Genomic DNA, 20,076 nt, shown 5'->3' with positions numbered 1-20,076 from the left:
CTCCCCTCTGAACTAGACTACTCCGCATGGGTGTCAGTGCAATCCGGGCCCCCGACGGCCACGGTGCGACGGTGGTGACCTCCCAGAAAGTGCGGGAAGGCCACGAGGACGACTACCAACGCTGGCAGGAGCGGACCAACCGGGCCGTGCGCGCATTCGACGGATTCGAGGGGACGGAGATGTACCCCCCGGGCGTCGGTGACGAACGCGCATGGGTGGTGGTCTTCCGCTTCGGCCGCATCGACCAGCTCACCACCTGGCTGGAGTCCGGTGAGCGCCGGCAACTGCTCGCCGAGGGCCGTCCGCTGTTCGAGGGGGCACCCGCGCAGGAGGTCCTCGCCGGTGACGAGGCCGCGGCGACCGAGGAGGCAGCCGTCACGGCGGTCATCTCCCACCATGTACTGCCCGGCCACGAGGAGGACTTCGCACGCTGGCAGGACAAAGTCCTCAAGGCTCAGGGGAAGTTCCCCGGTTTCATGGGCACCGAGCTGTTCAAGCCGGTCGCGGGAATCCAGGACAACTGGGTCGTCATCTTCCGCTTCGACACTCGTCAGCACCTCGACCAGTGGCTCGGGTCCGACGTCCGCGCCAGGCTTCTCGCCGAGGGCGAGAACTACTTCTCCGCCTACGACGTGCACAAGGTGGGGTCGGCGTTCAGCGGCTGGTTCCGCTTCGGGGAGGACGCCGAGGGCGGGGCCCCGCCCAACTGGAAACAGGCCATGTCCGTGCTGCTGGCCCTGTATCCCACGGTGATGGTGCTGAATCTGACGGTCGGTGATGCGCTCGACGACGCCGGAGTCCGCGGCTATCTGTCCCTTTTCGTCGGCAACCTGCTGAGCGTCTCCGCGCTGACCTGGCTGCTGATGCCCCTGGTCAACCGGGGGCTTGCCTTCTGGCTGGTGCCGAGCCGCGCCCTGTCCGCGCGCACCCAGGTGGTCGGGACCGTCCTCGTGGTGTTGTGCTGGGCGCTGTGCATCCTGATTTTCGGGCTCACGACCGGCTGAGGAGCCATCATGAGCGAAGAAATCGAGGGGGCTGTCGTCCGGCGGGGCGACCCCGCCTACGACGGCGTCTGGGCGGAGATGCTGTGGAACGACCTCAAGCCGCAGCGCTTTCCCGATCTGATCGTCCGGGTCGCCTCGGACCGGGACGTCCCGGCCGCCGTCCGGCTGGCCCGCTCCGAGGGGCACCGGATCGCCCTGCGCTCCCATGGACACAGCTGGTGCGGCTCACCCCTGCGTGACGGCGGTATGCTCATCGACCTCTCGGCCCTCAACGGCTGCGAGATCGACCCGGTTTCACGCACCGCGACCCTTCAACCCGCCCTCAGCGGACGCGAGTTCGTCGCCGCGCTCGCTCCGTACGGTCTCGCCTTTCCCGCCGGGCACTGTGGGCCCGTCGCGCTGGGCGGCTTTCTCCTCAGCGGCGGTCTCGGCTGGAACTCCGGCGCCCTCGGACCGGCCGCCGCCAGTGTGCGGGCGGTCGAGGTGGTCACGGCGGACGGCACCGCCCTCACCTGCAGCCTGCACGAGAACCCCGATCTCTTCTGGGCCGCGTGCGGCGCCGGCCCCGGCTTCTTCGCCGTCGCCACCCGTTTCCACGTGACCCTGCACGCCCTCCCGACGGCCGTTGCGGAGACCACGTACGTCTTCCCCCTCGCCGACGTCGAACCGGTCACCCGCTGGGCCACCACGGCAGCCCGGCGGCTTCCGGCGAACGTCGAGGCGTCGTTCATGCTCGCGACCGCCTCCCCGGACATCACGGCGGCGACCGAGCGACCCAAGGTGATCAGCTTCACCGGCACCGCCTTCGCCCGCACGCGCGAGGAGGCCGTCCGCTGCCTGCAACCGCTGCGGGCCTGCCCGTTCGCCGAACGCGCCCTCTTCCAGAAGACGGACGAGCCGAAGACCTTCGAGGACCTGTACGGCACCTCGTCCGACTTCTGGCCCCGGGGCCACCGCAACGTGGTGGACACCCTGTGGTCGGACACCGCCCTCGACATCCTGCTGCCCGCGCTCGCCGCTCAGGTCGCCGAAGCCCCCTCCGAGCAGTCGCTCGTCCTCGCGCCCCTGTGGCCCGCCTCGCGGGACCGCACCCTCTCCCTCGACATGGCCTTCTCGGTCCTGGGCGAGAACTACATCGCCCCCTTCGCGATCTGGGACGACCCGGCCGAGGACGCAGCCAACATCCGCTGGCTGCGGGACACCATGCGGACCGTCGAGCCCTACGGGACCGGCCACTACATCGCCGAGGCCGACCTCACCGCCGACGCGACCCGGGCCCGGCGGTCCTACACCCCGGACGACTGGGAGCGGCTGCGGGCGCTGAAGGCCGCCCACGACCCGGAGAACGTCTTCCACACCTACCTCACGCCGTGAGAGCCGGTCGACAGGGCGTCGGCAAAGGTGCCCCTGGGGCGGGCGTAGCGTAGGTGCATGACGAAGTACGGATCCTTCCCCGGTACGCGTCCCCGGCGGCTGCGCACCACCCCTGTCATGCGGCGCATGGTCGCCGAGACCCGGCTGCACCCCGCCGACTTCATCCTGCCCGCGTTCGTGCGGGAGGGCGTGAGCGAGCCGGTGCCGATCGCCGCGATGCCCGGGGTCGTGCAGCACACCCGGGACAGCCTGAAGAAGGCGGCCGCGGAGGCCGTGGCGGCCGGGATCTCCGGGATCATGCTCTTCGGCGTGCCCGAGGAGTCGAAGAAGGACGCGCTCGGCACGCCCGGGACCGATCCGGACGGGATCCTCCAGGTCGCGATCCGTGATGTACGGGCCGAGGTCGGGGACGACCTGCTCGTCATGTCCGACCTGTGCCTCGACGAGACCACGGACCACGGACACTGCGGGGTGCTCGACGAGCAGGGCCGCGTCGACAACGACGCCACGCTGGAGCGGTACGCCGAGATGGCCCAGGTCCAGGCCGACGCCGGCGCGCATGTCGTCGGGCCCAGCGGGATGATGGACGGCCAGATCGGGGTCGTCCGGGACGCCCTCGACCAGATCGGACGCGAGGACGTCGCGATCCTCGCCTACACCGCCAAGTACGCCTCCGCGTTCTACGGGCCGTTCCGCGAGGCCGTCGCCTCGTCGCTCCAGGGCGACCGCAAGACGTACCAGCAGGACCCCGCCAATGTGCGCGAGTCCCTGCGGGAACTGGCCCTCGACCTGGAGGAGGGGGCCGACCTGGTGATGGTGAAGCCGGCCGGTCCCTATCTGGACATCCTCGCCCGCGTCGCCGACTCCGTGGATGTGCCGGTCGCCGCCTACCAGATCTCCGGCGAGTACTCGATGATCGAGGCCGCCGCCGAGAAGGGCTGGATCGACCGGGACCGGGCGATCCTGGAGACGCTGACCGGTATCAAGCGGGCGGGGGCGCAGAACATCCTCACGTACTGGGCCACCGAGGTGGCGCACAAGCTGTCCTAGCGGACCGGGGTCGGCAGGGCCTAGCGGTCACCGGGCGGCGGGGACTCCGAACCGGACGTGGCTGTGGTGGAGGGTACGCCCGCCGATGACGGGCCCTCGTCGCGCAGGCCCTCTCCGTCCTTGCACGCGGTCAGCGTGAGCGCCGCGAGCGCGACCGCCGTGGCGGCGAACAGCAGCCGTACGCGGGAACGGTCGGGGTGTGCGGACATGGGGGGCCCTCTCCATCAGGACGGGGTGCGGGGTCTGCGCCCAGCCTGGGGGGTGATCCCTCCCGCGCGCCACACTCACCGGGGAATTCGGGACGCCGGAACGGCGGGATGGCCTCTGACCTGCGGGGACGTCGATTCCCAAGCAGCCGGGACGGGACGCGGGACCGGGTTGGGTCCGGCTACCGTCCGTATCGCGGAAACCTGCTTGTAGACGGCATGTACTTCTCTAGGCTGCGGGGCACGCGCGTCACCGCAGCCGAAGGAGCCGTGTCATGACCGTCGCCGAGCCCGCGCCCGCCCACGCCGCAGCCCCCGTGCCCCCGCTCGCCGCACGGGCCCGCTCGATCGGTGGTTCGCCGGTACGGGACATCCTGGCCGTCACCGCACGCCCCGAGGTCATCAACTTCGCGGGCGGGCTGCCGGCGCCGGAGCTGTTCGATGCGGAGGGGATCACGGCCGCCTACCGCGCCGTCCTCGCTCAGGCGCCCGCGCAGGCGCTCCAGTACTCCACGACGGAGGGCGAGCCGGCCCTGCGGAGCGCGCTCGCGGGACGGATGTCGGCGCGCGGTCTGCCCACGGACGCCGACGACGTCCTGGTCACCACCGGCTCGCAGCAAGCCCTGTCGCTGCTGGCCACCGCGCTGCTGGAACCCGGAGACACGGTCCTCGTCGAGAACCCCTGCTACCTGGCCGCGCTCCAGGCCTTCGGCTTCACGGGCGCACGGGTCGTGCCCGTGCCGGGCGACGAGGACGGCGTCGACCCCGACGCGCTGGAGGAACTGGTGCTGCGCGAGCGGCCGAAGCTTCTCTACACCGTCCCCAGCTTCCAGAACCCGACCGGCCGCACCCTGCCCGCCGAACGCCGGGCCGCCGTCGCGTCCGTCGCCGCCCGCCGGGGCCTGTGGATCATCGAGGACGACCCGTACGGCGAACTCCGCTTCGAGGGCGAACGCGTGCCGTGGATCGCCTCCCACGAGGGAGCCTGGGACCGGGTCGTGCTGCTCGGCTCCTTCTCCAAGGTCATGGCACCGGGCCTGCGCCTCGGCTGGCTGCGGGCACCCGCCAAACTCCGCCGGGCCTGCGCGGTCGCCAAGCAGGCGGCGGATCTGCACACACCGACCGTCAACCAGCTGGCGGCGGCACGGTACTTGGCCGACCGGGACCTTGACGCGCACGTCGCGCGGGTCGCCGGGGTGTACCGCGAGCGCCGGGACGCGATGCTCGCGGGACTCGCGGAGGCGCTGCCCGAGGGGTCGGTGTGGAACAGGCCGGAGGGCGGGATGTTCCTGTGGACGAGGCTGCCGGAGTCGTACGACACGACAGCCCTGCTCGCGGAGGTCGTACGGCACGATGTCGCCTACGTCCCGGGCGCACCCTTCTACGCCGGTGAGCCCGACCGTTCGACACTGCGGTTGTGCTTCGTGACGCAGACACCGGAACAGATCCGGGAGGGCCTGCGGCGGCTGGGGAGAGGACTGCGGGGCCGCTGATCCCTCAGTCCCACCAGAAGGACCAGACCTCCAGGCCGACCAGTCGCTCCGCGTACGACCGCAGCGAACTGTCGCCGCTCTGGAGGATGTTGTCCGGACAGAACGCGAAGTGCTCCGCCGCTACGTCCTCGGCGGCGGCCAGGCCGGCGGGCGGCGCCGCGACCGAGACGACCAGCTGGTCGAAGGTGAGTGCCACGACCCGTGTCCCGAAGCGGTCCTCCCAGGAACGGAGCACCGCGCAGAGCCGGGCGACGTCGTTCTCGTGGTTCATCGGCCCCGACCAGCCGATCACCGCGGGGATGTCGGCGCTGCGGCGCGCGGGGACCAGCGCGAGGCGCGGCTCCTTCAGCCAGGAGCGGTCCCGTACGAGCGTGTCGGCGATGTCGGCGGCCAGCTCGTCGGGGTCGCTGCCGAGGTCGTGGGCGGCGGGTGCGAGGCCAGGCCACTCGCCGTCCTCCTCCGCCGCGCACTCCTCCCAGAACTCCGCGAGGACGTCTTCGGCATCGTGATCCCCGGGGTACGACGTCTCCCCGGGCATCAACTCCCAGTCCTCCGGCCCACCCTGGCTGCCACCGACGTCGATGAGCACCGGCAGCAGCCCCGCGGTGCGCCGCGCGGGCTCCAGCGCCGTCCAGCCGCCGGGGGCGGTGGGAGCGTCCGCATGCCACAGCAAGGGCTCGTGCCAAGGGCCGTCGTCGGTCGCGTCGATGAGCTTCCCGGGTGGGAGTGCGAGGCCGAGGTCGGCGAGCTTCGGGAGGGGGTTGGGGAGGGTGGCCATGGGGGCTAACGGGCCGCGAATTTGGTGAAGGCCGTCCAGGTGGCGGGGGTTACCTGGAGGGTGGGGGCGTCTTCCGGGGTGTGCTTGGAGTCGCGGATGTGGATGTGTTGGGGGGTGGCGGCGACTTCCAGGCATTCGCCGCCCTCGCTGCCGCTGTAGGTCGACTTGAACCACTGAAGTGCGGTGCTCATTGTTCTCCTAGCAGACCGTCGAGGAGGCGCCTGGACTCCTGCGGGGTCAGGGCCTGTGCCCGCAGCATCGCATACTTGTGCGCGAGGATGGACACCTCATCTGGGTCAGAAACCCACTGGCTGCCGCGCTGGCCTTCGATGTAGGCCAGGTGCTGGTGGTCGGGGGTTTCCAAGAGGATGAAGGGGCCGTCCAGACCGGCGTGGGCGGGCGTGTCCATCGGCAGGAACTGCAAGGCAAGGCCTGGTAGTTCAGCGCACTCGCGCAAGTGGAGCAGCTGCCGGCTTCGCACCTCATGTCCGCCGACCTCAAGGTGCAGGACCGGCTCCCACACGACGAAACTGACGGTCGGCGGGACTTTGCGGTGCAGGATGTCCTGGCGGCCCACCCGAGCGGCCGTCCTCGTCACGACGTCGTCCTCGTTGTACGCGGGGACGCGTTCCCGCAGGACCGCGCGTGCGTACCCCTCTGTCTGGAGGAGACCAGGCAGTACCTGGTTGGCGTACGAGGAGAGGGCGATCGCCTCACGCTCGTGTTCCATGTACAGCTCGGCCCACATGGGGAACTGGTCGATCTCGGGGAGGTTTGCGACTCCCGCGCTCAACAGGCCCTTCGTCTCAAGAAGTTGATCCAGCGACTCCGCCAGATCCGGCTTCAGCGGCCTTCTGCCCTGCTCGATCGACGCGACCGTCTCCTCGTCGAGCATCAGCTCCTCCGCGAGCGCGCGCTGCGTGTAGCCCGCCGCACGGCGTGCCGTACCCACTTGCACGCCCAGCATCTTCATGGCCGAGAGGTTCTTCTTTCGCGGAAGCTTCCTGGAGTTCATGCTGGTCCAACTCCCCACGCTGCCCGTACGCGACCCCGTGCGAACCCGTACAAAAAATCTGTACGGGTTCACGCAGTGATCCACGGTAGTCACTCTCCGCAACTCTCGTCCCGTGAACGAGACGATCCAACTTCCGCCCCTGCGCGAGAGGTTCTTCCGCCGGGACCGCAGGTCCGTCCCCGCTGCCCGGCGTTTCGCGTGCGAGACCCTGGCCGGCTGGGGGCTGGCCGGAGGCGAGCGTGGCGACGACGTGGTGCTGTGCGTCAGCGAGTTGGCCACGAACGCGCTGCAGCACGGGGTGCCGCCCGGCCGGTTCTATCGCGTGTTCCTGCGCTACGACGGCCAGGTACTGCGGGTGGAGGTGCACGACAGCGGTCCCGGTGTGCCGCGTATCGCCGCCCAGGCGGACGAGGGCGGTCGCGGGCTGCTGCTCGTGGCGGCGCTCAGCGACAAGTGGGGGGTGGGGCAGCGGGAGCTCGGAAAGGTGGTGTGGTGCGAGTTCGAGCTCCCGCCGCGCGCCGTCAGAGCCGCTCGGGCGTCCTGATGCCCAGCAGGGCCATGCCCTGGTGCAGGGTGCGGGCCGTCACGTCGCACAGGAACAGCCGGTTCTCCACCTGGTCCGGCGTTTCGGCCTTCAGGACCGGGCACTTGTCGTAGAACGACGTGTACAGGGACGCCAGCTGGTAGAGGTACGCGGCCAGCTTGTGCGGCGCGTACTCCGTCGCCGCGTCGGCCACCGTCTCCGCGAAGGCGTCCACGTGCAGGCCCAGCGCCCGCTCCGCCTCGGCCAGTTCGAGTTCCGGGTGGGCGGACGGGCGTACCTCGCCGGCCTTGCGGAGGATCGACTGGATACGGGCGTAGGCGTACTGGAGGTAGACGGACGTGTCGCCGTTCAGCGAGACCATCTGGTCCAGGTCGAACTTGTAGTCCCGGATCGCCGACGTCGACAGGTCCGCGTACTTCACCGCGCCGATGCCCACCTGGGCGCCCCGCTCGGCGATCTCCTCCTCGGAGAGGTCCTGCGCCTTGTCCCGTACGACCGCCGAGGCCCGCTCGACCGCCTCGTCGAGGAGGTCGACCAGCTTGACCGTCTCGCCCTCACGCGTCTTGAACGGCTTGCCGTCCTTGCCGAGGACCGTGCCGAAGGCCAGCTGGTACGCCTTCACGTCCTCGTTCAGCCAGCCCGCCCTGCGTGCCGTCTCGAAGACCATCTTGAAGTGCAGCGACTGCCGGGCGTCCACGACGTAGATCAGGCTGCTCGCCTTCAGGTTGAAGACCCTGTCCCTGATCGCCGAGAGGTCCGTCGCCGCGTAGCCGTAGCCGCCGTCCGACTTCTGCACGATCAGCGGGACCGGGTTGCCCTCCGGGCCCTTGATGTCGTCGAAGAACACGCACAGCGCGCCCTCGGAGCGGACCGCCACGCCGGACTCCTCCAGGAGGCGGCAGGTCTCGGCCAGCATGTCGTTGTAGCCCGACTCGCCGACGATGTCCTCGTCCCGGATCTCCATGTCCAGCTTCTCGAAGACGGAGAAGAAGTAGAGCTTCGACTCGTCGACGAACTTCTGCCAGGTGGCGAGGGTGTGCGGGTCGCCCGCCTGGAGGTCGACCACCCTGCGCCGGGCCCGCGTCTTGAACTCCTCGTCTGCGTCGAACAGCTTCCGCGCGGCCTTGTAGAGGCGGTCGAGGTTCGACATCGCCTCCTCGCCGGACGCCTGGAGATCCGCGGCGGCCTTGTGGTCCAGCTCGTGCGGGTGCTCGTCCAGGTACTGGATGAGCATGCCAAACTGGGTGCCCCAGTCGCCGATGTGGTGCCTGCGGACGACGGTCTCGCCGGTGAACTCCAGCAGCTGGACCACCGAGTCACCGATCACCGCGGACCGCAGATGGCCGACGTGCATCTCCTTCGCCACGTTCGGCTGGGCGTAGTCGATGACCGTCGTGCCCGGGTGCTCGGCGACGGGCACGCCGAGGCGGGCCGCGTCCGCGTACCGCGCGGCGAGGTTCTCGATGATCGCCTTGTCGCTGATCGTGATGTTCAGGAAGCCGGGGCCGGACACCTCGATGTCCTTGATCACCTCACCCGACTCGATCCGCGCCACGACCTCGGTCGCCAGCTCCCGCGGATTGGCCTTCGCCTTCTTCGCCAGCGCGAGGATCCCGTTGGCCTGGAAGTCGGCCCGGTCGCTACGTCGCAGCAGCGGGTCGGCGGAGCCGGCCTCCGGCAGGGCTGCCGAGAGGGCGGACGCGAGGCGCTGGTTGACGGAGTCGCTGAGGGACGTGACCGGGGCCATAGGAATGGGTGCCGTTCTCCTCGTGGGGATCGATAGACCTGCCCAGTATCCCATGGGGCGTAAAGCGGTTTTCCCGGTCGCAAGTCGGTCTGTGAGAATGGGGTGTCACCCCGTTGAGAAAGAAGGACGTGCCGATCGTGGCTCAGAGCACCGAGACGACCGACTGGGTCTCCCGTTTCGCGGATGAGGTCATCGAGGAGTCGGAGCGTCGGGCCCCGGGCAAACCGGTCGTCGTCGCGTCCGGACTCTCTCCCTCCGGCCCCATCCACCTGGGCAACCTGCGTGAGGTGATGACGCCGCATCTCGTCGCCGACGAGATCCGCCGGCGGGGTCTCCAGGTCCGGCACCTGATCTCCTGGGACGACTACGACCGGTACCGCAAGGTGCCCAAGGGCATCGCCGGCGTCGACGAGGAGGCCTGGGCCGCGCACATCGGCAAGCCGCTGACCTCGGTCCCGGCGCCCGCGGGCTCGCAGCACCCGAACTGGGCGGAGCACTTCAAGGCCGCGATGATCGAGTCGCTCGCCGAGCTGGGCGTCGAGTTCGACGGGATCAGCCAGACCGCGCAGTACACCTCCGGTGTGTACCGCGAGCAGATCCTGCACGCCATGGCGCACCGCGGCGAGATCGACGCGATCCTCGACCAGTACCGCACCAAGAAGGCCCCGGCGAAGAAGCCGCAGCAGCAGAAGCCGGTCGACGAGGCCGAGCGGGAGGCCGAGGAGGGCTCGGGCGCGGCCGGCGAGGACGACGGCAGCTCCGGCTCCGCCGGCTACTTCCCGTACAAGCCGTACTGCGGCAACTGCGAGAAGGACCTCACCACCGTCACCTCCTACGAGGACGACACCACCGAGCTGACGTACGCATGCATCGAGTGCGGCTTCTCCGAGACCGTCCGGCTGAACGAGTTCAACCGCGGCAAGCTGGTGTGGAAGGTCGACTGGCCGATGCGCTGGGCGTACGAGGGGGTCGTGTTCGAGCCCTCCGGTGTCGACCACTCCTCTCCCGGCTCCAGCTTCCAGGTCGGCGGGCAGATCGTCGGGATCTTCGACGGCAAGCAGCCCATCGGGCCCATGTACGCCTTCGTCGGCATCAGCGGCATGGCCAAGATGTCCTCCAGCCGCGGCGGAGTCCCCACCCCCGCCGACGCGCTGAAGATCATGGAGCCGCAGCTGTTGCGCTGGCTGTACGCCCGCCGCAGGCCCAACCAGTCCTTCAAGATCGCCTTCGACCAGGAGATCCAGCGTCTCTATGACGAGTGGGACAAACTGGACGCCAAGGTCGCCGACGGCACCGCCCTGCCGGCCGACATCGCCGCGCACGCGCGTGCGGTGCGGACGGCGGGCGGCGAGCTGCCGCGCACGGCCCGGCCGCTGCCGTACCGCACGCTGGCCTCCGTCGCCGACATCACCGCCGGGCACCAGGACCAGGCCCTGCGCATCCTCAGCGAGCTCGACCCGGACAATCCGCTCGGCGCGCTCGACGAGGTACGGCCGCGGTACGACAAGGCCGAGGCGTGGATCAACACCCACGTCCCCGCCGACCAGCGCACCATCGTCCGCGACGAGCCCGACACCGAGCTGCTGAAGTCCCTCGACGAGCAGGCGCAGCAGTCGCTGCGGCTGCTGCTCGACGGGCTCGCGGACAACTGGTCGCTGGACGGGCTCACCCACCACGTCTACGGCGTGCCCAAGGTTCAGGCCGGGTTCTCAGCCGACGCCACGCCCAAGGAGCTGCCGCCGGAGATCAAGACCGCACAGCGGTCGTTCTTCGCGCTGCTGTACCACCTGCTGGTGGGGCGGGACACGGGGCCGCGGCTGCCTACGCTGCTGTTGGCTGTGGGGCAGGAGCGGGTCCGGACGCTGCTGGGGGAGTAGGGGTCGCCCCCCGCCCCCTGTCCTTCTTCAGGCCGTCCTCCTTCACGCGATGTGGTCGTCTTCCAGTTCCGCCGTGTGGCGGTTCTGGAAGCGGAGGACCATGCGCTTCGCCTCGGCGTCCAGGACCGGGAGGCCGTAGGTCGCCTCGACGTTGCTGCTGAACTCGCGGGGCGTCGGGTAGCCGGTGCCGTCTATCGACTGCTTGAAGACCTGGTAGAGGGCGTCCTCGTCCGGCTCGGGGGTGGGGATGCCGCCGCCTTCGCCGAGCTCTCGGGTGCGGTTGGGGCCCACCGGGATGGGGAAGCTGCCGGTTTCCTCCGGGGAGGGTTCCTCTTGGGCCGGGGGTTCCTGGTGCTGCTCCTCGTACTGGGCCTCGGCCTCGTACTGCTGCTGTTCCGCGTACCACTGGGCGTACTGCTCCGGGTCGTACGTGGGGTCGTAGTCGCCGTGGTACGCGGATTGCTGAGGCAGGTGGAACCAGGGGCTCTGGTCCTCGTCGGGTACGTATTCCGGTTGCCCGGCGTTGTGGTTGCCGACCAGTTCGTGGCGCTGCCCGCTGAGGGGTGCCGCTCTCTGTGGGACGGGAGCCGCCCCAGCGGCACGAATGCCCGCAGCTGGATCGGGTGCCGGTGGGAGCAACGCCGGCTCGATTCCCGCCGCCGCCAGGCCCGCCGGGGCCGTTTCGCCCAGGGGGACGCCGTACTTTGCCAGGCGCAGGGGCATCAGGGACTCCACCGGGGCCTTGCGGCGCCAGGCCCGGCCGAAGCGGGAGCGGAGGCGGGCCTGGTAGACGAGACGCTCCTGCTCCAGCTTGATGACCTGCTCGTAGGAGCGGAGCTCCCACAGCTTCATGCGGCGCCACAGGAGGAACGTCGGCATGGGGGAGAGCAGCCAGCGGGTGAGGCGGACGCCCTCCATGTGCTTGTCGGCGGTGATGTCGGCGATACGGCCGATCGCGTGCCGGGCCGCCTCGACGGAGACCACGAACAGGATCGGGATCACCGCGTGCATGCCCACGCCCAGCGGGTCCGGCCAGGCCGCCGCGCCGTTGAACGCGATCGTCGCGGCCGTCAGCAGCCACGCCGTCTGGCGCAGCAGCGGGAAGGGGATGCGGATCCAGGTCAGCAGCAGATCCAGGGCGAGCAGGACGCAGATGCCCGCGTCGATGCCGATCGGGAAGACGTAGGAGAAGTTCCCGAAGCCCTTCTTGAGGGCCAGCTCGCGGACGGCCGCGTACGAACCGGCGAAGCCGATGCCGGCGATGATCACGGCGCCCGCCACGACCACGCCGATGAGAATGCGGTGTGTCCGAGTCAGCTGCAGTGGCGCGGCCACCGGTACTCCCCTCCCCTTGCGTGCTGTTGCGCGCAACAGGGTGGCACATGTGTACGGCGGACGCGTCGCCGGTACGCCGGGAGCCCGGTCCCCCAGGGGGCCGGGCTCCGTCAAACAGCTTGGCTGAGCTGCTGGTTACCGCTCCGGTGTGACAGTCAGCTCTTCTTCGACGCTGACTTGGACGGAGACGCCGTGGCCGAACCGGAATCCGAGCCGCTGTCGTTCGCGGACGTCACCGCGGCCACGGCCTCCTTGGCCGCCTTCTCGGCGGCCTTCTTCAGCGTGCCCGCGTCCGGGGTGTTCTCGCCCGCCAGGCCCGCACCGTTGTAGTCGACGGTGACGACGACGTTCTCGACGCGTGCCACGATCGTCTGCTGCTTGAAGGCGCCTTCCTTCTTCTTCAGGTCGTACTGCACCAGCGTCGCCTGGTCGCCGGTCCCGGCCACCGGCGCCGACTTGGTGTTCTTCGCGCCGGCCACCGCCTTGGCGTCCTGCACCTGCTTCTCGTAGTACGCCTGCGCCTGCTCGTCGCCCGAGCCGCGCGAGACATCCGAGTCGAAACGCAGGAGGGAGACGTTCAGCCAGCGGAACTGCGAGCCGGCCACACCGTTGTTGTCGAGGCTGTTCCAGGAGCAGCTGGCACGCGAGGCCGTGTCGTCCGAAGCGCCCTCCTTGCCGGACTTGACCCCCTTCGGTACCAGATCGCCCAGAGTCTTCTTCGACAGCACCGAGCAGGACTTGGGGAGTTCCTGGTACGCCGCCGCCTGCACCGTCGGCGACGGGCTCGCGGATGCCTTCGTCTCGTTGCCGGCCGAGCTCTTGCTTCCGGCGTCTTCGGAGTCGGAGACCAAGGAGCAGCCGGCCGCGAGAAGCACCACGGGGACGGCTGCCGCGCAGACAAGGACGCGGTTCAGGCGCTTCGCTCGCTGGTCGGGCTGGTCTCGATGGTCTGCTCGCTGCATGGTTCCTTCACTCATGACGCTAGTGGTTCCTGCCGTCGGATCGGGTCCGAGGGGCCACGGTACGCGGTGAGGGAGCAGTGCGGTCTCGTTTCGTCGGCTTCGCGTACGGGAGCGCCGGGGCGCCCAAGGCGCGCTAACCGGTGAGTGTGTCGTCCAGCTGAGCGGCCAGTTTCCGGGCCCTGTCCTGCATTTCCGCACTGTCCGGGACCGCGCCGACCGTCGCCGGCTGCTCCTCGTAGACGATCGCCACGATCACGTTCGACGTGCGGAACGCCACAGTCACCGTGCGCTGCTGGGCCGTCGAACCCGCGGTGCTCAACGCGTCGTCCAGGAACGCCTCGTCGCCGAGATCGTCGAGGACGCGGGGCTGGAGACCGGAAGCGGCGGTGGAGGGGGACGCGGATGCGGAGGACGCTGAGGAGGCGGTCGAGGACGGGGAGTTGCCGGGGGTCGGGGAAGAGGTCTCGGTGACCGTGCCGGAGGCGGTCGGCTCCGGGAGGTCCGCCGCGGCCTGCTTCTCCGCGAAGATCAGCTCGGCCTGGCTGTCGTCGCTCACGGAGCCCTCGTACGACACGACCCGCTCGAAGTCGATCAGCAGACGGTTCGTGGCGTCCGCCGAGTCGACCTTCCAGCGGCAGCCGACCTTGCGGTCGGTGTCGTACGTCAGTGTCGGCTCGCCCGCGTATGCCTTCTCGCGCTGCTCCTCGTCCGTGAGCTGCTTGATGCCGGGCAGGAGCGAGTCGAGGGTGCTCCGGGCGACCGCGCCGCAGGGCTCCGGAAGGGTGCGGTATTTGCCCGGTTCGGCCGCCGGGGTCGCCGTACCGGCGCTGCCGGGGTTCGCGGCGTCCGTCCTGCCGTCGTCTCCGGGACTGCCGGTGCAGCCGGCCAGCAGCAGCGCCGCGAGCAGCGCGACGACGCCGGATCCATGGGCCTTCCGCTGCACGGTCGGGCTCCTCTCGAGGGTCTCTCGGTGCCGGTCACTCGGTGTCCCCGCTGGTTATTCGCTTGCTGTGCGGGGGCGTCCCCTGGAGACAATGTGTATCGCACGCACTGCCGTGGCCGCCGGTCCGTTGTCCCTTTTCGTTGACCTTGGCGCCGGTATTGCGAATTGAGACTTCTGTTTGCTTTCCGGGGGAATGAGGACGATATGTCGTACGTGGAAATGCCGGGCGCGAAGGTGCCCATCCGTATGTGGGCCGACCCCGCGACGGTCGAGGACGTGGCACTCCAGCAGCTGCGCAACGTGGCGACCCTGCCGTGGGTCAAGGGTCTGGCCGTGATGCCGGACGTGCACTTCGGAAAGGGCGCCACGGTCGGCTCGGTCATCGCGATGCAGGGTGCCGTGTGCCCCGCCGCGGTGGGCGTGGACATCGGCTGCGGGATGTCGGCCGTGAAGACGTCCCTCACGGCGAACGATCTCCCGGGGGACCTGTCGCGGCTGCGGTCGAAGATCGAGCAGGCGATTCCGGTGGGACGCGGGATGCATGACGACCCCGTCGACCCGGACCGGCTGCACGGCTTCGCGACCGCACCCTGGGACGACTTCTGGGGCCGGTTCGACGGGATCGCGGACGCGGTGAAGTTCCGTGAGGAGCGGGCGACGAAGCAGATGGGAACGCTCGGATCGGGCAACCACTTCGTAGAGGTCTGCGTCGATACGGACGGTTCTGTCTGGCTGATGCTGCACTCCGGTTCCCGGAACATCGGCAAGGAACTCGCCGAGTTCCACATCGGCGTCGCCCAGAAGCTGGCCCACAACCAGGGCCTGGTCGACCGCGACCTCGCCGTGTTCATCGCGGACACCCCGCAGATGGCGGCGTACCGCAACGATCTGTTCTGGGCGCAGGAGTACGCGAAGTACAACCGCTCGATCATGATGGCGCTCCTGAAGGACGTGGTCCGCAAGGAGTTCCGGAAGGCGAAGCCGGCCTTCGAGCCGGAGATCAGCGCACACCACAACTACGTGGCCGAGGAGCGCTACGAGGGCATGGACCTGCTCGTGACCCGCAAGGGCGCGATCCGCGCGGGCTCCGGCGAGTACGGGATCATCCCGGGCTCGATGGGCACGGGTTCGTACATCGTGAAGGGCCTCGGGAACGAGAAGGCCTTCAACTCGGCGTCCCACGGCGCGGGCCGGCGCATGAGCCGCAACGCGGCGAAGCGGCGCTTCTCCACCAAGGACCTGGAGGAGCAGACCCAGGGCGTGGAGTGCCGTAAGGACTCCGGCGTCGTGGACGAGATCCCGGGCGCGTACAAGCCGATCGAGCAGGTCATCGAGCGGCAGCGGGACCTCGTGGAGGTCGTCGCGAAGCTGAAGCAGGTCGTCTGCGTGAAGGGCTGACCGCCCCGCACCGGGGCGGCGCTCGCTGCCTACTTCTTCGGCGCGTGCGTCACCGCGTAGATCATCACGAACGCCACGACGTGGATGCCGAAGAGGAAGTAGGCGAGCCACATCCACATCTGGCGTTCGTTTCTCTTCTCCTCTTTCAGGCGCTTCCGCTCCCGGTCGGTGTCTGCCATCACAGCTCCCTGTGGACCTTGGTGTTGGACGCCTGCGCACGCGGGCGGACGACCAGGAGGTCGATGTTGACGTGGCTGGGGCGGCTGACCGCCCAGGTGATCGTGTCGGCCACGTCGTCCGCGGTCAGTGGCTCGGCCACCCCCTCGTAGACCCGGGCCGCCTTCTCCGTGTCGCCGCCGAAGCGGGTGAGGGCGAACTCGTCCGTCCTGACCATGCCGGGCGCGATCTCGACGACCCGGACCGGCTGTCCGACGATCTCCAGGCGCAGGGTCTCGGCCAGGACGTGGGCGCCGTGCTTGGCGGCGACATAGCCCGCGCCGCCCTCGTACGTGCCATGCCCGGCGGTCGAGGACACGACCACCACCGTGCCGTCGCCGCTCGCCACCAGCTTGGGGAGCAGGGCCTGGGTGAGGTTGAGGGTGCCGATGACGTTCGTCTCGTACATCGTGCGCCAATCGGCCGGGTCGCCGGTCGCGACCGGGTCGGCGCCCAGCGCGCCCCCCGCGTTGTTCACCAGCACGCCGATCGTCCTGAAGGCGGTGGCGAACTCGTCGACCGCGGCGCGATCGGTGACGTCGAGGGCGTACGCGGTCGCCTGGTGGCCCGCCGCGTCGATCTCCTCCGCCAGCGCCTCGATACGGTCCTTGCGGCGGGCGGTGAGGACGACGCGGTATCCGGCAGCGGCGAGCCGGCGTGCCGTGGCGGCGCCGATTCCGCTGCTCGCACCCGTGACGACGGCGATGCGGGAGGCGGCGGACGGTGCGGCGGTGGCCATGGCTCTCCTCGGACGTGGTCGAAAGTCTGTCCGCCAGGATAGGCGGGCGGGATGTCCGCCTCGTCCACCGGTCGGCTCCCGCGGGGACTCGGTGGGAAAATGAGGTGGGTGATCCTTTCCCGAGCGGAGGTGGATCATGGGACAGGCGCGTGAGGTCATGGACCGGCTCACGGAGGCGCTGACCACGAACCCGGACCTCAAGATCGTCGCCGAGCTGTTCGCGCCGGACGCGGTCGCGATCACCCCCGACGGCGGGGAGATCCACGGGCGCGACAGCATCGTCGAGTACTGGCGGCAGATGACGGCGGCGGTTCCCGAGGCGACGTACGAGCCGGTGTACTCGTACGAGGTCGACGACACAGCGATCGACGAGGGGTTCTTCCACGGGAAGAACACGGGTCCGCTGCAGCTGCCCTCCGGGGAGTCGCTGCCCGCGACCCAGAAGGAGATCCGGATTCGCGGGGTGGACTTCGCCACCGTCGAGGACGGCCATATCGTCAGCTACCGGCTCTACTTCGACCAGATGGAGTTCCTGGAGCAGCTGGGGCTGCTCCCCGAGATGCCGCTGTGAAAGAGCTGCTCAGTCACCCCGCGGCGCGTACATGATCACGGCCATGCCCGCGAGGCAGATCAGTGCGCCCGCAATGTCCCAGCGGTCGGGGCGATAGCCGTCCGCGACCACGCCCCACAGGATCGAACCGGCCACGAAGATCCCGCCGTACGCGGCGAGGATGCGGCCGAAGTGGGCGTCCGGCTGGAGGGTGGCGACAAAACCGTATGCGCCGAGGGCGAGGACGCCGCCCGCGGCCCACAGCCAGCCCCGCTGTTCGCGCACGCCCTGCCAGACCAGCCACGCGCCGCCGATCTCGAAGAGCGCGGCGACGACGAACAGGGCGGCGGAGCGGAGAACGGGCATGCGGGAAGCTTCGCATGCCCTCCCGCGGTGTCACCTCGCTGCCGTCCGCGTCACCTGATGGAGGGCGACTGCCCCGCGCTCACTGTGGGATACATCCGGAAGACGTCCCCGTACGACCACGGCGGTCCGAGGAGTGGGTGGCATGCGCAAGCGGGTGCTTCGGGTTTTTGCGGTGTGGGGTGCCGCGCTGGCCTGCGCGGGCGGGACCGCGCTGCCGGCCCGTGCGGCGGGCGTGGGTCCCGAGGCCGACCTGGCCTATCACGGCGCCGTGTCGCTGGCCGCCGGGTGGGCCGATCTCCGGCTCACCCCGCGCAATCACGGTCCGGCCGCCGCGCCGGACATGACGGTGCGCATGCGCTGGTCGGAGCCGCTGGCCGACCGGCAGGCGCTGCCGGGCGGCTGTGCGCGGTCGGGGCAGCGGGTGGTGCTGTGCCGGATCGGTGCGCTGGCCGCGGACGGGCTGGGCGAGCAGCTCGCTCTGCGGGTACGGCTGCGCAGTGCACCCTCGGAGGCGGTGCTGGAGATCGACACGGTGTGGAGCGGCGGGGCGGTGGACCGCAACCGGCAGAACGACCGGCAGCGGGTGCTGGTCCTGGACACCGGTGACACGTACTACTTCTGACGACGGCTCGGCGCAGGGGAAAGCAGTGGGAGGGCGGCGGTATGGCCGGTACGGCACGTGAGCGACTGCTCGACGAACTGTCCACGGTCTCCCGCCGTTACATGGCCGCGTACGCCCTGTTCAACCAGGCCGTCGCCGACCACCTCGGCCTGCACCCCACCGACCTCCAGTGCCTGAACCTGCTCACCCTGGAGGGCGGGCCGGTGACGACGGGCCGGATCGCCGAGCTGACGGGGCTGACGACCGGGTCGGCGACACGGCTGGTGGACCGGCTGGAGCGCGCCGGCTACGTCGTACGGGAACGGGACGCCGCCGACCGGCGGAAGGTGCTCGTGCGGACCGTGCCGGAGAAGGCCGCCGAGTTCGGGCGGATGTGGGAGCGGTTGGGCGGCGGCTGGGTCGCCCTCTTCGACGACCTGGACGACTCCCAACTCGCGGTGATCGTCGAGCACATGAGACGCACGACGGAGTTCAGCGCGGGGCAGGTGGCGCGGTTGCGGGCGGGGGAGGTCTAGGGACTCCGTCGGGCGGGTGGTGTGGGTGGTCCGGGGTTGGTCGTGCGGTGTTGGTGCGCGGGGGTGGGTCGCGCGGCCCGGCGCCGGCGGGGTGCCGCCCGCGCCCACGTGTGCCGTTCCGGCGTGGGAGTGGCTTGCGGGGTTGGTGGTGCCGCCTGGTGGGTCGCGCGGCCCGGCGCCGGCGGGGTGCCGCCCGCGCCCACCCGTGCCGCCCCAGCGGCACGACTGCCCGCGGCGAGCGGCAGGCCGGCCGCCCGAGGCTTGCGGCGTGGCCGCCCGCGGATTGCTGGTGCGGCTGTGGCGCGGCTGCCCGCGGCCATTGGTACGGCCGCCCGCGGATGGCGGCGCGGGCACGGCCGCCTGCGGCTTGGGTGAAGTGTGTGTCAGTGCAGGCCCTGTGCGTACGTCGTCGGGGGTACGCCCACCGTTGTTGTGAAGTCGCGGATCAGGTGGGCCTGGTCGGCGTAGCCGAGGGTGGTGGCCAGGGTTGCCCAGTCCACCTTCTCCTCGGACTGGGCGTGCTCCAGGGCCTCGTGGATGCGGTAGCGCAGGATGACCCACTTCGGGCCGACGCCGACGTATGCGGCGAAGAGGCGCTGCAGCAGTCGTACGGACATGCCCTCCGCGCGGGCGAAGTCGGCGACGCGGCGGATCGTGCGGTCGGAGCGGATGCGGTCCACCAGGGCCATTGCCAGGTCGGCCTGCGGGTCGGGGCGGGGGGCGAGGGACAGGAGGAAGGTGTCCAGGGCGGCTACGCGGACATCCTCTTCGTCCGGGTCGAGGATCGCGGCGGGGTCGGTGCCCGGGTAGAGCGCGGGGGAGTCGTCGAAGCGGACGCGGCGGCCGGTCCAGTCCGACACCGGGTGGCCGGGCGCGAAGGGCCGGAAGCCGCCCGGGCGGAACTGGATCCCGCAGACCCGGCCCCGGCCCTCCAGCTTCTGCGTGAACAGCTCCAGCCCGATGCCGGAGACCTCGGCGAAGGGCTCCTGCCCCTCGAACCGCTGGAAGACGATGTTCACGGACGGGTGCGGGACGACATGGGAGGCGTACGGCTGGGTCAGCTCCCAGTCGATCAGCCAGTAGTGCTCCAGGTAGGGGCGGAGCGGCTCGGCGGGCTCGCGCCGTCGGAAGTCCACGCGCGCGAAGAGCTCCGCGGCGTCGACGATCCCTCTGGTGTCACGGCGTGGGGCGGCCATGAAGGGATCGTAAGGCGGGCCACTGACAGCCGGCGGAATCGCGCACCACTTCACCAACAGGTTTCCGGGGCGTGGCACTCCAGCAGGCCCGATGTGACGGTGAGAGCCCAGTAAGAAGGGTCCCGGTACGACTGCTCGGCCCGGCC

Annotated in this window: 22 protein-coding genes; 10 read left to right on the top strand and 12 right to left on the bottom strand. The window is 70.1% G+C overall.

What is annotated here, in order from left to right:
- Positions 1-26: 26 nt before the first annotated feature.
- Genes F7R91_RS23205 through hemB form a run of 3 tightly spaced genes read left to right on the top strand, consistent with a single transcriptional unit; the run spans position 27 to position 3,428 of the window.
- Positions 27-1,004, top strand: coding sequence for an antibiotic biosynthesis monooxygenase (locus F7R91_RS23205; RefSeq protein WP_150951025.1), 978 nt, complete (start codon positions 27-29; stop codon positions 1,002-1,004).
- Between the two features lie 9 nt (positions 1,005-1,013).
- A complete protein-coding gene (locus F7R91_RS23200) occupies positions 1,014-2,378 on the top strand; it encodes an FAD-binding oxidoreductase (RefSeq protein ID WP_150951024.1) in 1,365 nt (454 codons plus the stop codon).
- Between the two features lie 57 nt (positions 2,379-2,435).
- Positions 2,436-3,428: a porphobilinogen synthase gene (gene hemB / locus F7R91_RS23195; RefSeq protein WP_150951023.1), complete on the top strand. Its 993-nt coding sequence runs from the start codon at positions 2,436-2,438 to the stop codon at positions 3,426-3,428.
- A gap of 20 nt (positions 3,429-3,448) precedes the next feature.
- Here the strand turns inward: hemB and F7R91_RS23190 are convergent, their stop codons facing one another.
- Positions 3,449-3,637 (bottom strand): hypothetical protein, encoded by a 189-nt coding sequence (locus F7R91_RS23190; protein ID WP_150951022.1) that lies wholly within the window; start codon positions 3,635-3,637, stop codon positions 3,449-3,451.
- Positions 3,638-3,909: 272 nt separating this feature from the next.
- Between F7R91_RS23190 and F7R91_RS23185 the strand changes: the two genes are divergently transcribed.
- Positions 3,910-5,127: an aminotransferase-like domain-containing protein gene (locus tag F7R91_RS23185; RefSeq protein ID WP_150951021.1), complete on the top strand. Its 1,218-nt coding sequence runs from the start codon at positions 3,910-3,912 to the stop codon at positions 5,125-5,127.
- Between the two features lie 4 nt (positions 5,128-5,131).
- On the opposite strand, the gene F7R91_RS23180 is transcribed toward F7R91_RS23185, so the two are convergent.
- From F7R91_RS23180 to F7R91_RS23170, 3 genes are read right to left on the bottom strand one after another with little or no spacing between them, the layout of a single operon-like run.
- A complete protein-coding gene (locus F7R91_RS23180; protein WP_150951020.1) occupies positions 5,132-5,905 on the bottom strand; it encodes a DUF4253 domain-containing protein in 774 nt (257 codons plus the stop codon).
- A 5-nt stretch (positions 5,906-5,910) separates the two neighbouring features.
- On the bottom strand, positions 5,911-6,096 hold the full coding sequence (locus tag F7R91_RS23175; RefSeq protein ID WP_150951019.1) for a DUF397 domain-containing protein: 186 nt from the start codon (positions 6,094-6,096) through the stop codon (positions 5,911-5,913).
- Positions 6,093-6,920: a helix-turn-helix domain-containing protein gene (locus tag F7R91_RS23170; RefSeq protein WP_150951018.1), complete on the bottom strand. Its 828-nt coding sequence runs from the start codon at positions 6,918-6,920 to the stop codon at positions 6,093-6,095. Before F7R91_RS23170 ends, F7R91_RS23175 begins: the two co-directional genes overlap by 4 nt.
- Before the next feature lie 112 nt (positions 6,921-7,032).
- On the opposite strand from F7R91_RS23170, the gene F7R91_RS23165 reads away from it, so the two are divergent.
- Complete coding sequence (locus F7R91_RS23165; protein ID WP_150951017.1) at positions 7,033-7,464, top strand: ATP-binding protein; 432 nt, start codon at positions 7,033-7,035, stop codon at positions 7,462-7,464.
- On the opposite strand, the gene argS is transcribed toward F7R91_RS23165, so the two are convergent.
- A complete protein-coding gene (gene argS, locus F7R91_RS23160; RefSeq protein WP_150951016.1) occupies positions 7,442-9,211 on the bottom strand; it encodes an arginine--tRNA ligase in 1,770 nt (589 codons plus the stop codon). The genes F7R91_RS23165 and argS overlap by 23 nt on opposite strands.
- Positions 9,212-9,339: 128 nt before the next feature.
- Between argS and lysS the strand changes: the two genes are divergently transcribed.
- Positions 9,340-11,088, top strand: a complete 1,749-nt coding sequence (gene lysS, locus F7R91_RS23155) for a lysine--tRNA ligase (RefSeq protein ID WP_150951052.1) — start codon at positions 9,340-9,342, stop codon at positions 11,086-11,088.
- A gap of 42 nt (positions 11,089-11,130) precedes the next feature.
- Here lysS and F7R91_RS23150 read toward each other — a convergent pair whose 3' ends face one another.
- From F7R91_RS23150 to F7R91_RS23140, 3 genes are all read right to left on the bottom strand, one after another.
- On the bottom strand, positions 11,131-12,423 hold the full coding sequence (locus F7R91_RS23150; RefSeq protein WP_150951015.1) for a DUF2637 domain-containing protein: 1,293 nt from the start codon (positions 12,421-12,423) through the stop codon (positions 11,131-11,133).
- Positions 12,424-12,578: 155 nt separating this feature from the next.
- Entirely contained in the window at positions 12,579-13,400 is an 822-nt protein-coding gene (locus tag F7R91_RS23145; RefSeq protein ID WP_150951014.1) for a DUF3558 family protein, read from the bottom strand.
- 118 nt (positions 13,401-13,518) lie between these two features.
- The gene (locus tag F7R91_RS23140; protein WP_150951013.1) at positions 13,519-14,328 is read right to left on the bottom strand and encodes a DUF3558 domain-containing protein; all 810 of its coding nucleotides are present in this window, start codon (positions 14,326-14,328) and stop codon (positions 13,519-13,521) included.
- A gap of 204 nt (positions 14,329-14,532) precedes the next feature.
- Here F7R91_RS23140 and F7R91_RS23135 point away from each other — a divergent pair, with 204 nt between their 5' ends.
- Positions 14,533-15,726 (top strand): RtcB family protein, encoded by a 1,194-nt coding sequence (locus F7R91_RS23135; protein WP_150951012.1) that lies wholly within the window; start codon positions 14,533-14,535, stop codon positions 15,724-15,726.
- Between the two features lie 29 nt (positions 15,727-15,755).
- Here the strand turns inward: F7R91_RS23135 and F7R91_RS42115 are convergent, their stop codons facing one another.
- Both F7R91_RS42115 and F7R91_RS23130 read right to left on the bottom strand, forming a co-directional pair.
- Complete coding sequence (locus F7R91_RS42115) at positions 15,756-15,905, bottom strand: hypothetical protein (RefSeq protein WP_191971595.1); 150 nt, start codon at positions 15,903-15,905, stop codon at positions 15,756-15,758.
- A complete protein-coding gene (locus F7R91_RS23130) occupies positions 15,905-16,681 on the bottom strand; it encodes an SDR family NAD(P)-dependent oxidoreductase (RefSeq protein WP_150951011.1) in 777 nt (258 codons plus the stop codon). Before F7R91_RS23130 ends, F7R91_RS42115 begins: the two co-directional genes overlap by 1 nt.
- Before the next feature lie 136 nt (positions 16,682-16,817).
- Between F7R91_RS23130 and F7R91_RS23125 the strand changes: the two genes are divergently transcribed.
- Complete coding sequence (locus tag F7R91_RS23125) at positions 16,818-17,252, top strand: ester cyclase (protein ID WP_150951010.1); 435 nt, start codon at positions 16,818-16,820, stop codon at positions 17,250-17,252.
- Positions 17,253-17,261: 9 nt separating this feature from the next.
- On the opposite strand, the gene F7R91_RS23120 is transcribed toward F7R91_RS23125, so the two are convergent.
- The gene (locus F7R91_RS23120; RefSeq protein ID WP_150951009.1) at positions 17,262-17,597 is read right to left on the bottom strand and encodes a YnfA family protein; all 336 of its coding nucleotides are present in this window, start codon (positions 17,595-17,597) and stop codon (positions 17,262-17,264) included.
- A 142-nt stretch (positions 17,598-17,739) separates the two neighbouring features.
- Between F7R91_RS23120 and F7R91_RS23115 the strand changes: the two genes are divergently transcribed.
- Both F7R91_RS23115 and F7R91_RS23110 read left to right on the top strand, forming a co-directional pair.
- Positions 17,740-18,219 (top strand): hypothetical protein, encoded by a 480-nt coding sequence (locus F7R91_RS23115; RefSeq protein WP_150951008.1) that lies wholly within the window; start codon positions 17,740-17,742, stop codon positions 18,217-18,219.
- Positions 18,220-18,260: 41 nt separating this feature from the next.
- Positions 18,261-18,734 (top strand): MarR family winged helix-turn-helix transcriptional regulator, encoded by a 474-nt coding sequence (locus tag F7R91_RS23110; protein ID WP_150951007.1) that lies wholly within the window; start codon positions 18,261-18,263, stop codon positions 18,732-18,734.
- Positions 18,735-19,117: 383 nt separating this feature from the next.
- On the opposite strand, the gene F7R91_RS23100 is transcribed toward F7R91_RS23110, so the two are convergent.
- A complete protein-coding gene (locus F7R91_RS23100) occupies positions 19,118-19,930 on the bottom strand; it encodes a DUF6597 domain-containing transcriptional factor (RefSeq protein WP_150951006.1) in 813 nt (270 codons plus the stop codon).
- Between the last annotated feature and the right edge of the window lie 146 nt (positions 19,931-20,076).

It is taken from the genome of Streptomyces luteolifulvus, assembly GCF_008806595.1.
Taxonomy (GTDB): domain Bacteria; phylum Actinomycetota; class Actinomycetes; order Streptomycetales; family Streptomycetaceae; genus Streptomyces; species Streptomyces luteolifulvus.
This window is presented reverse-complemented; position numbering and strand designations above follow the sequence as displayed.

Coding starts and splice junctions, on each gene's coding strand:
- F7R91_RS23205 (WP_150951025.1), top strand. CDS start 27: ATGGGTGTCAGTGCAATCCGGGCCCCCGACGGCCACGGTGCGACGGTG.
- F7R91_RS23200 (WP_150951024.1), top strand. CDS start 1,014: ATGAGCGAAGAAATCGAGGGGGCTGTCGTCCGGCGGGGCGACCCCGCC.
- hemB (WP_150951023.1), top strand. CDS start 2,436: ATGACGAAGTACGGATCCTTCCCCGGTACGCGTCCCCGGCGGCTGCGC.
- F7R91_RS23190 (WP_150951022.1), bottom strand. CDS start 3,637: ATGTCCGCACACCCCGACCGTTCCCGCGTACGGCTGCTGTTCGCCGCC.
- F7R91_RS23185 (WP_150951021.1), top strand. CDS start 3,910: ATGACCGTCGCCGAGCCCGCGCCCGCCCACGCCGCAGCCCCCGTGCCC.
- F7R91_RS23180 (WP_150951020.1), bottom strand. CDS start 5,905: ATGGCCACCCTCCCCAACCCCCTCCCGAAGCTCGCCGACCTCGGCCTC.
- F7R91_RS23175 (WP_150951019.1), bottom strand. CDS start 6,096: ATGAGCACCGCACTTCAGTGGTTCAAGTCGACCTACAGCGGCAGCGAG.
- F7R91_RS23170 (WP_150951018.1), bottom strand. CDS start 6,920: ATGAACTCCAGGAAGCTTCCGCGAAAGAAGAACCTCTCGGCCATGAAG.
- argS (WP_150951016.1), bottom strand. CDS start 9,211: ATGGCCCCGGTCACGTCCCTCAGCGACTCCGTCAACCAGCGCCTCGCG.
- F7R91_RS23145 (WP_150951014.1), bottom strand. CDS start 13,400: ATGAGTGAAGGAACCATGCAGCGAGCAGACCATCGAGACCAGCCCGAC.
- F7R91_RS23135 (WP_150951012.1), top strand. CDS start 14,533: ATGTCGTACGTGGAAATGCCGGGCGCGAAGGTGCCCATCCGTATGTGG.
- F7R91_RS42115 (WP_191971595.1), bottom strand. CDS start 15,905: ATGGCAGACACCGACCGGGAGCGGAAGCGCCTGAAAGAGGAGAAGAGA.
- F7R91_RS23130 (WP_150951011.1), bottom strand. CDS start 16,681: ATGGCCACCGCCGCACCGTCCGCCGCCTCCCGCATCGCCGTCGTCACG.
- F7R91_RS23125 (WP_150951010.1), top strand. CDS start 16,818: ATGGGACAGGCGCGTGAGGTCATGGACCGGCTCACGGAGGCGCTGACC.
- F7R91_RS23120 (WP_150951009.1), bottom strand. CDS start 17,597: ATGCCCGTTCTCCGCTCCGCCGCCCTGTTCGTCGTCGCCGCGCTCTTC.
- F7R91_RS23115 (WP_150951008.1), top strand. CDS start 17,740: ATGCGCAAGCGGGTGCTTCGGGTTTTTGCGGTGTGGGGTGCCGCGCTG.
- F7R91_RS23110 (WP_150951007.1), top strand. CDS start 18,261: ATGGCCGGTACGGCACGTGAGCGACTGCTCGACGAACTGTCCACGGTC.
- F7R91_RS23100 (WP_150951006.1), bottom strand. CDS start 19,930: ATGGCCGCCCCACGCCGTGACACCAGAGGGATCGTCGACGCCGCGGAG.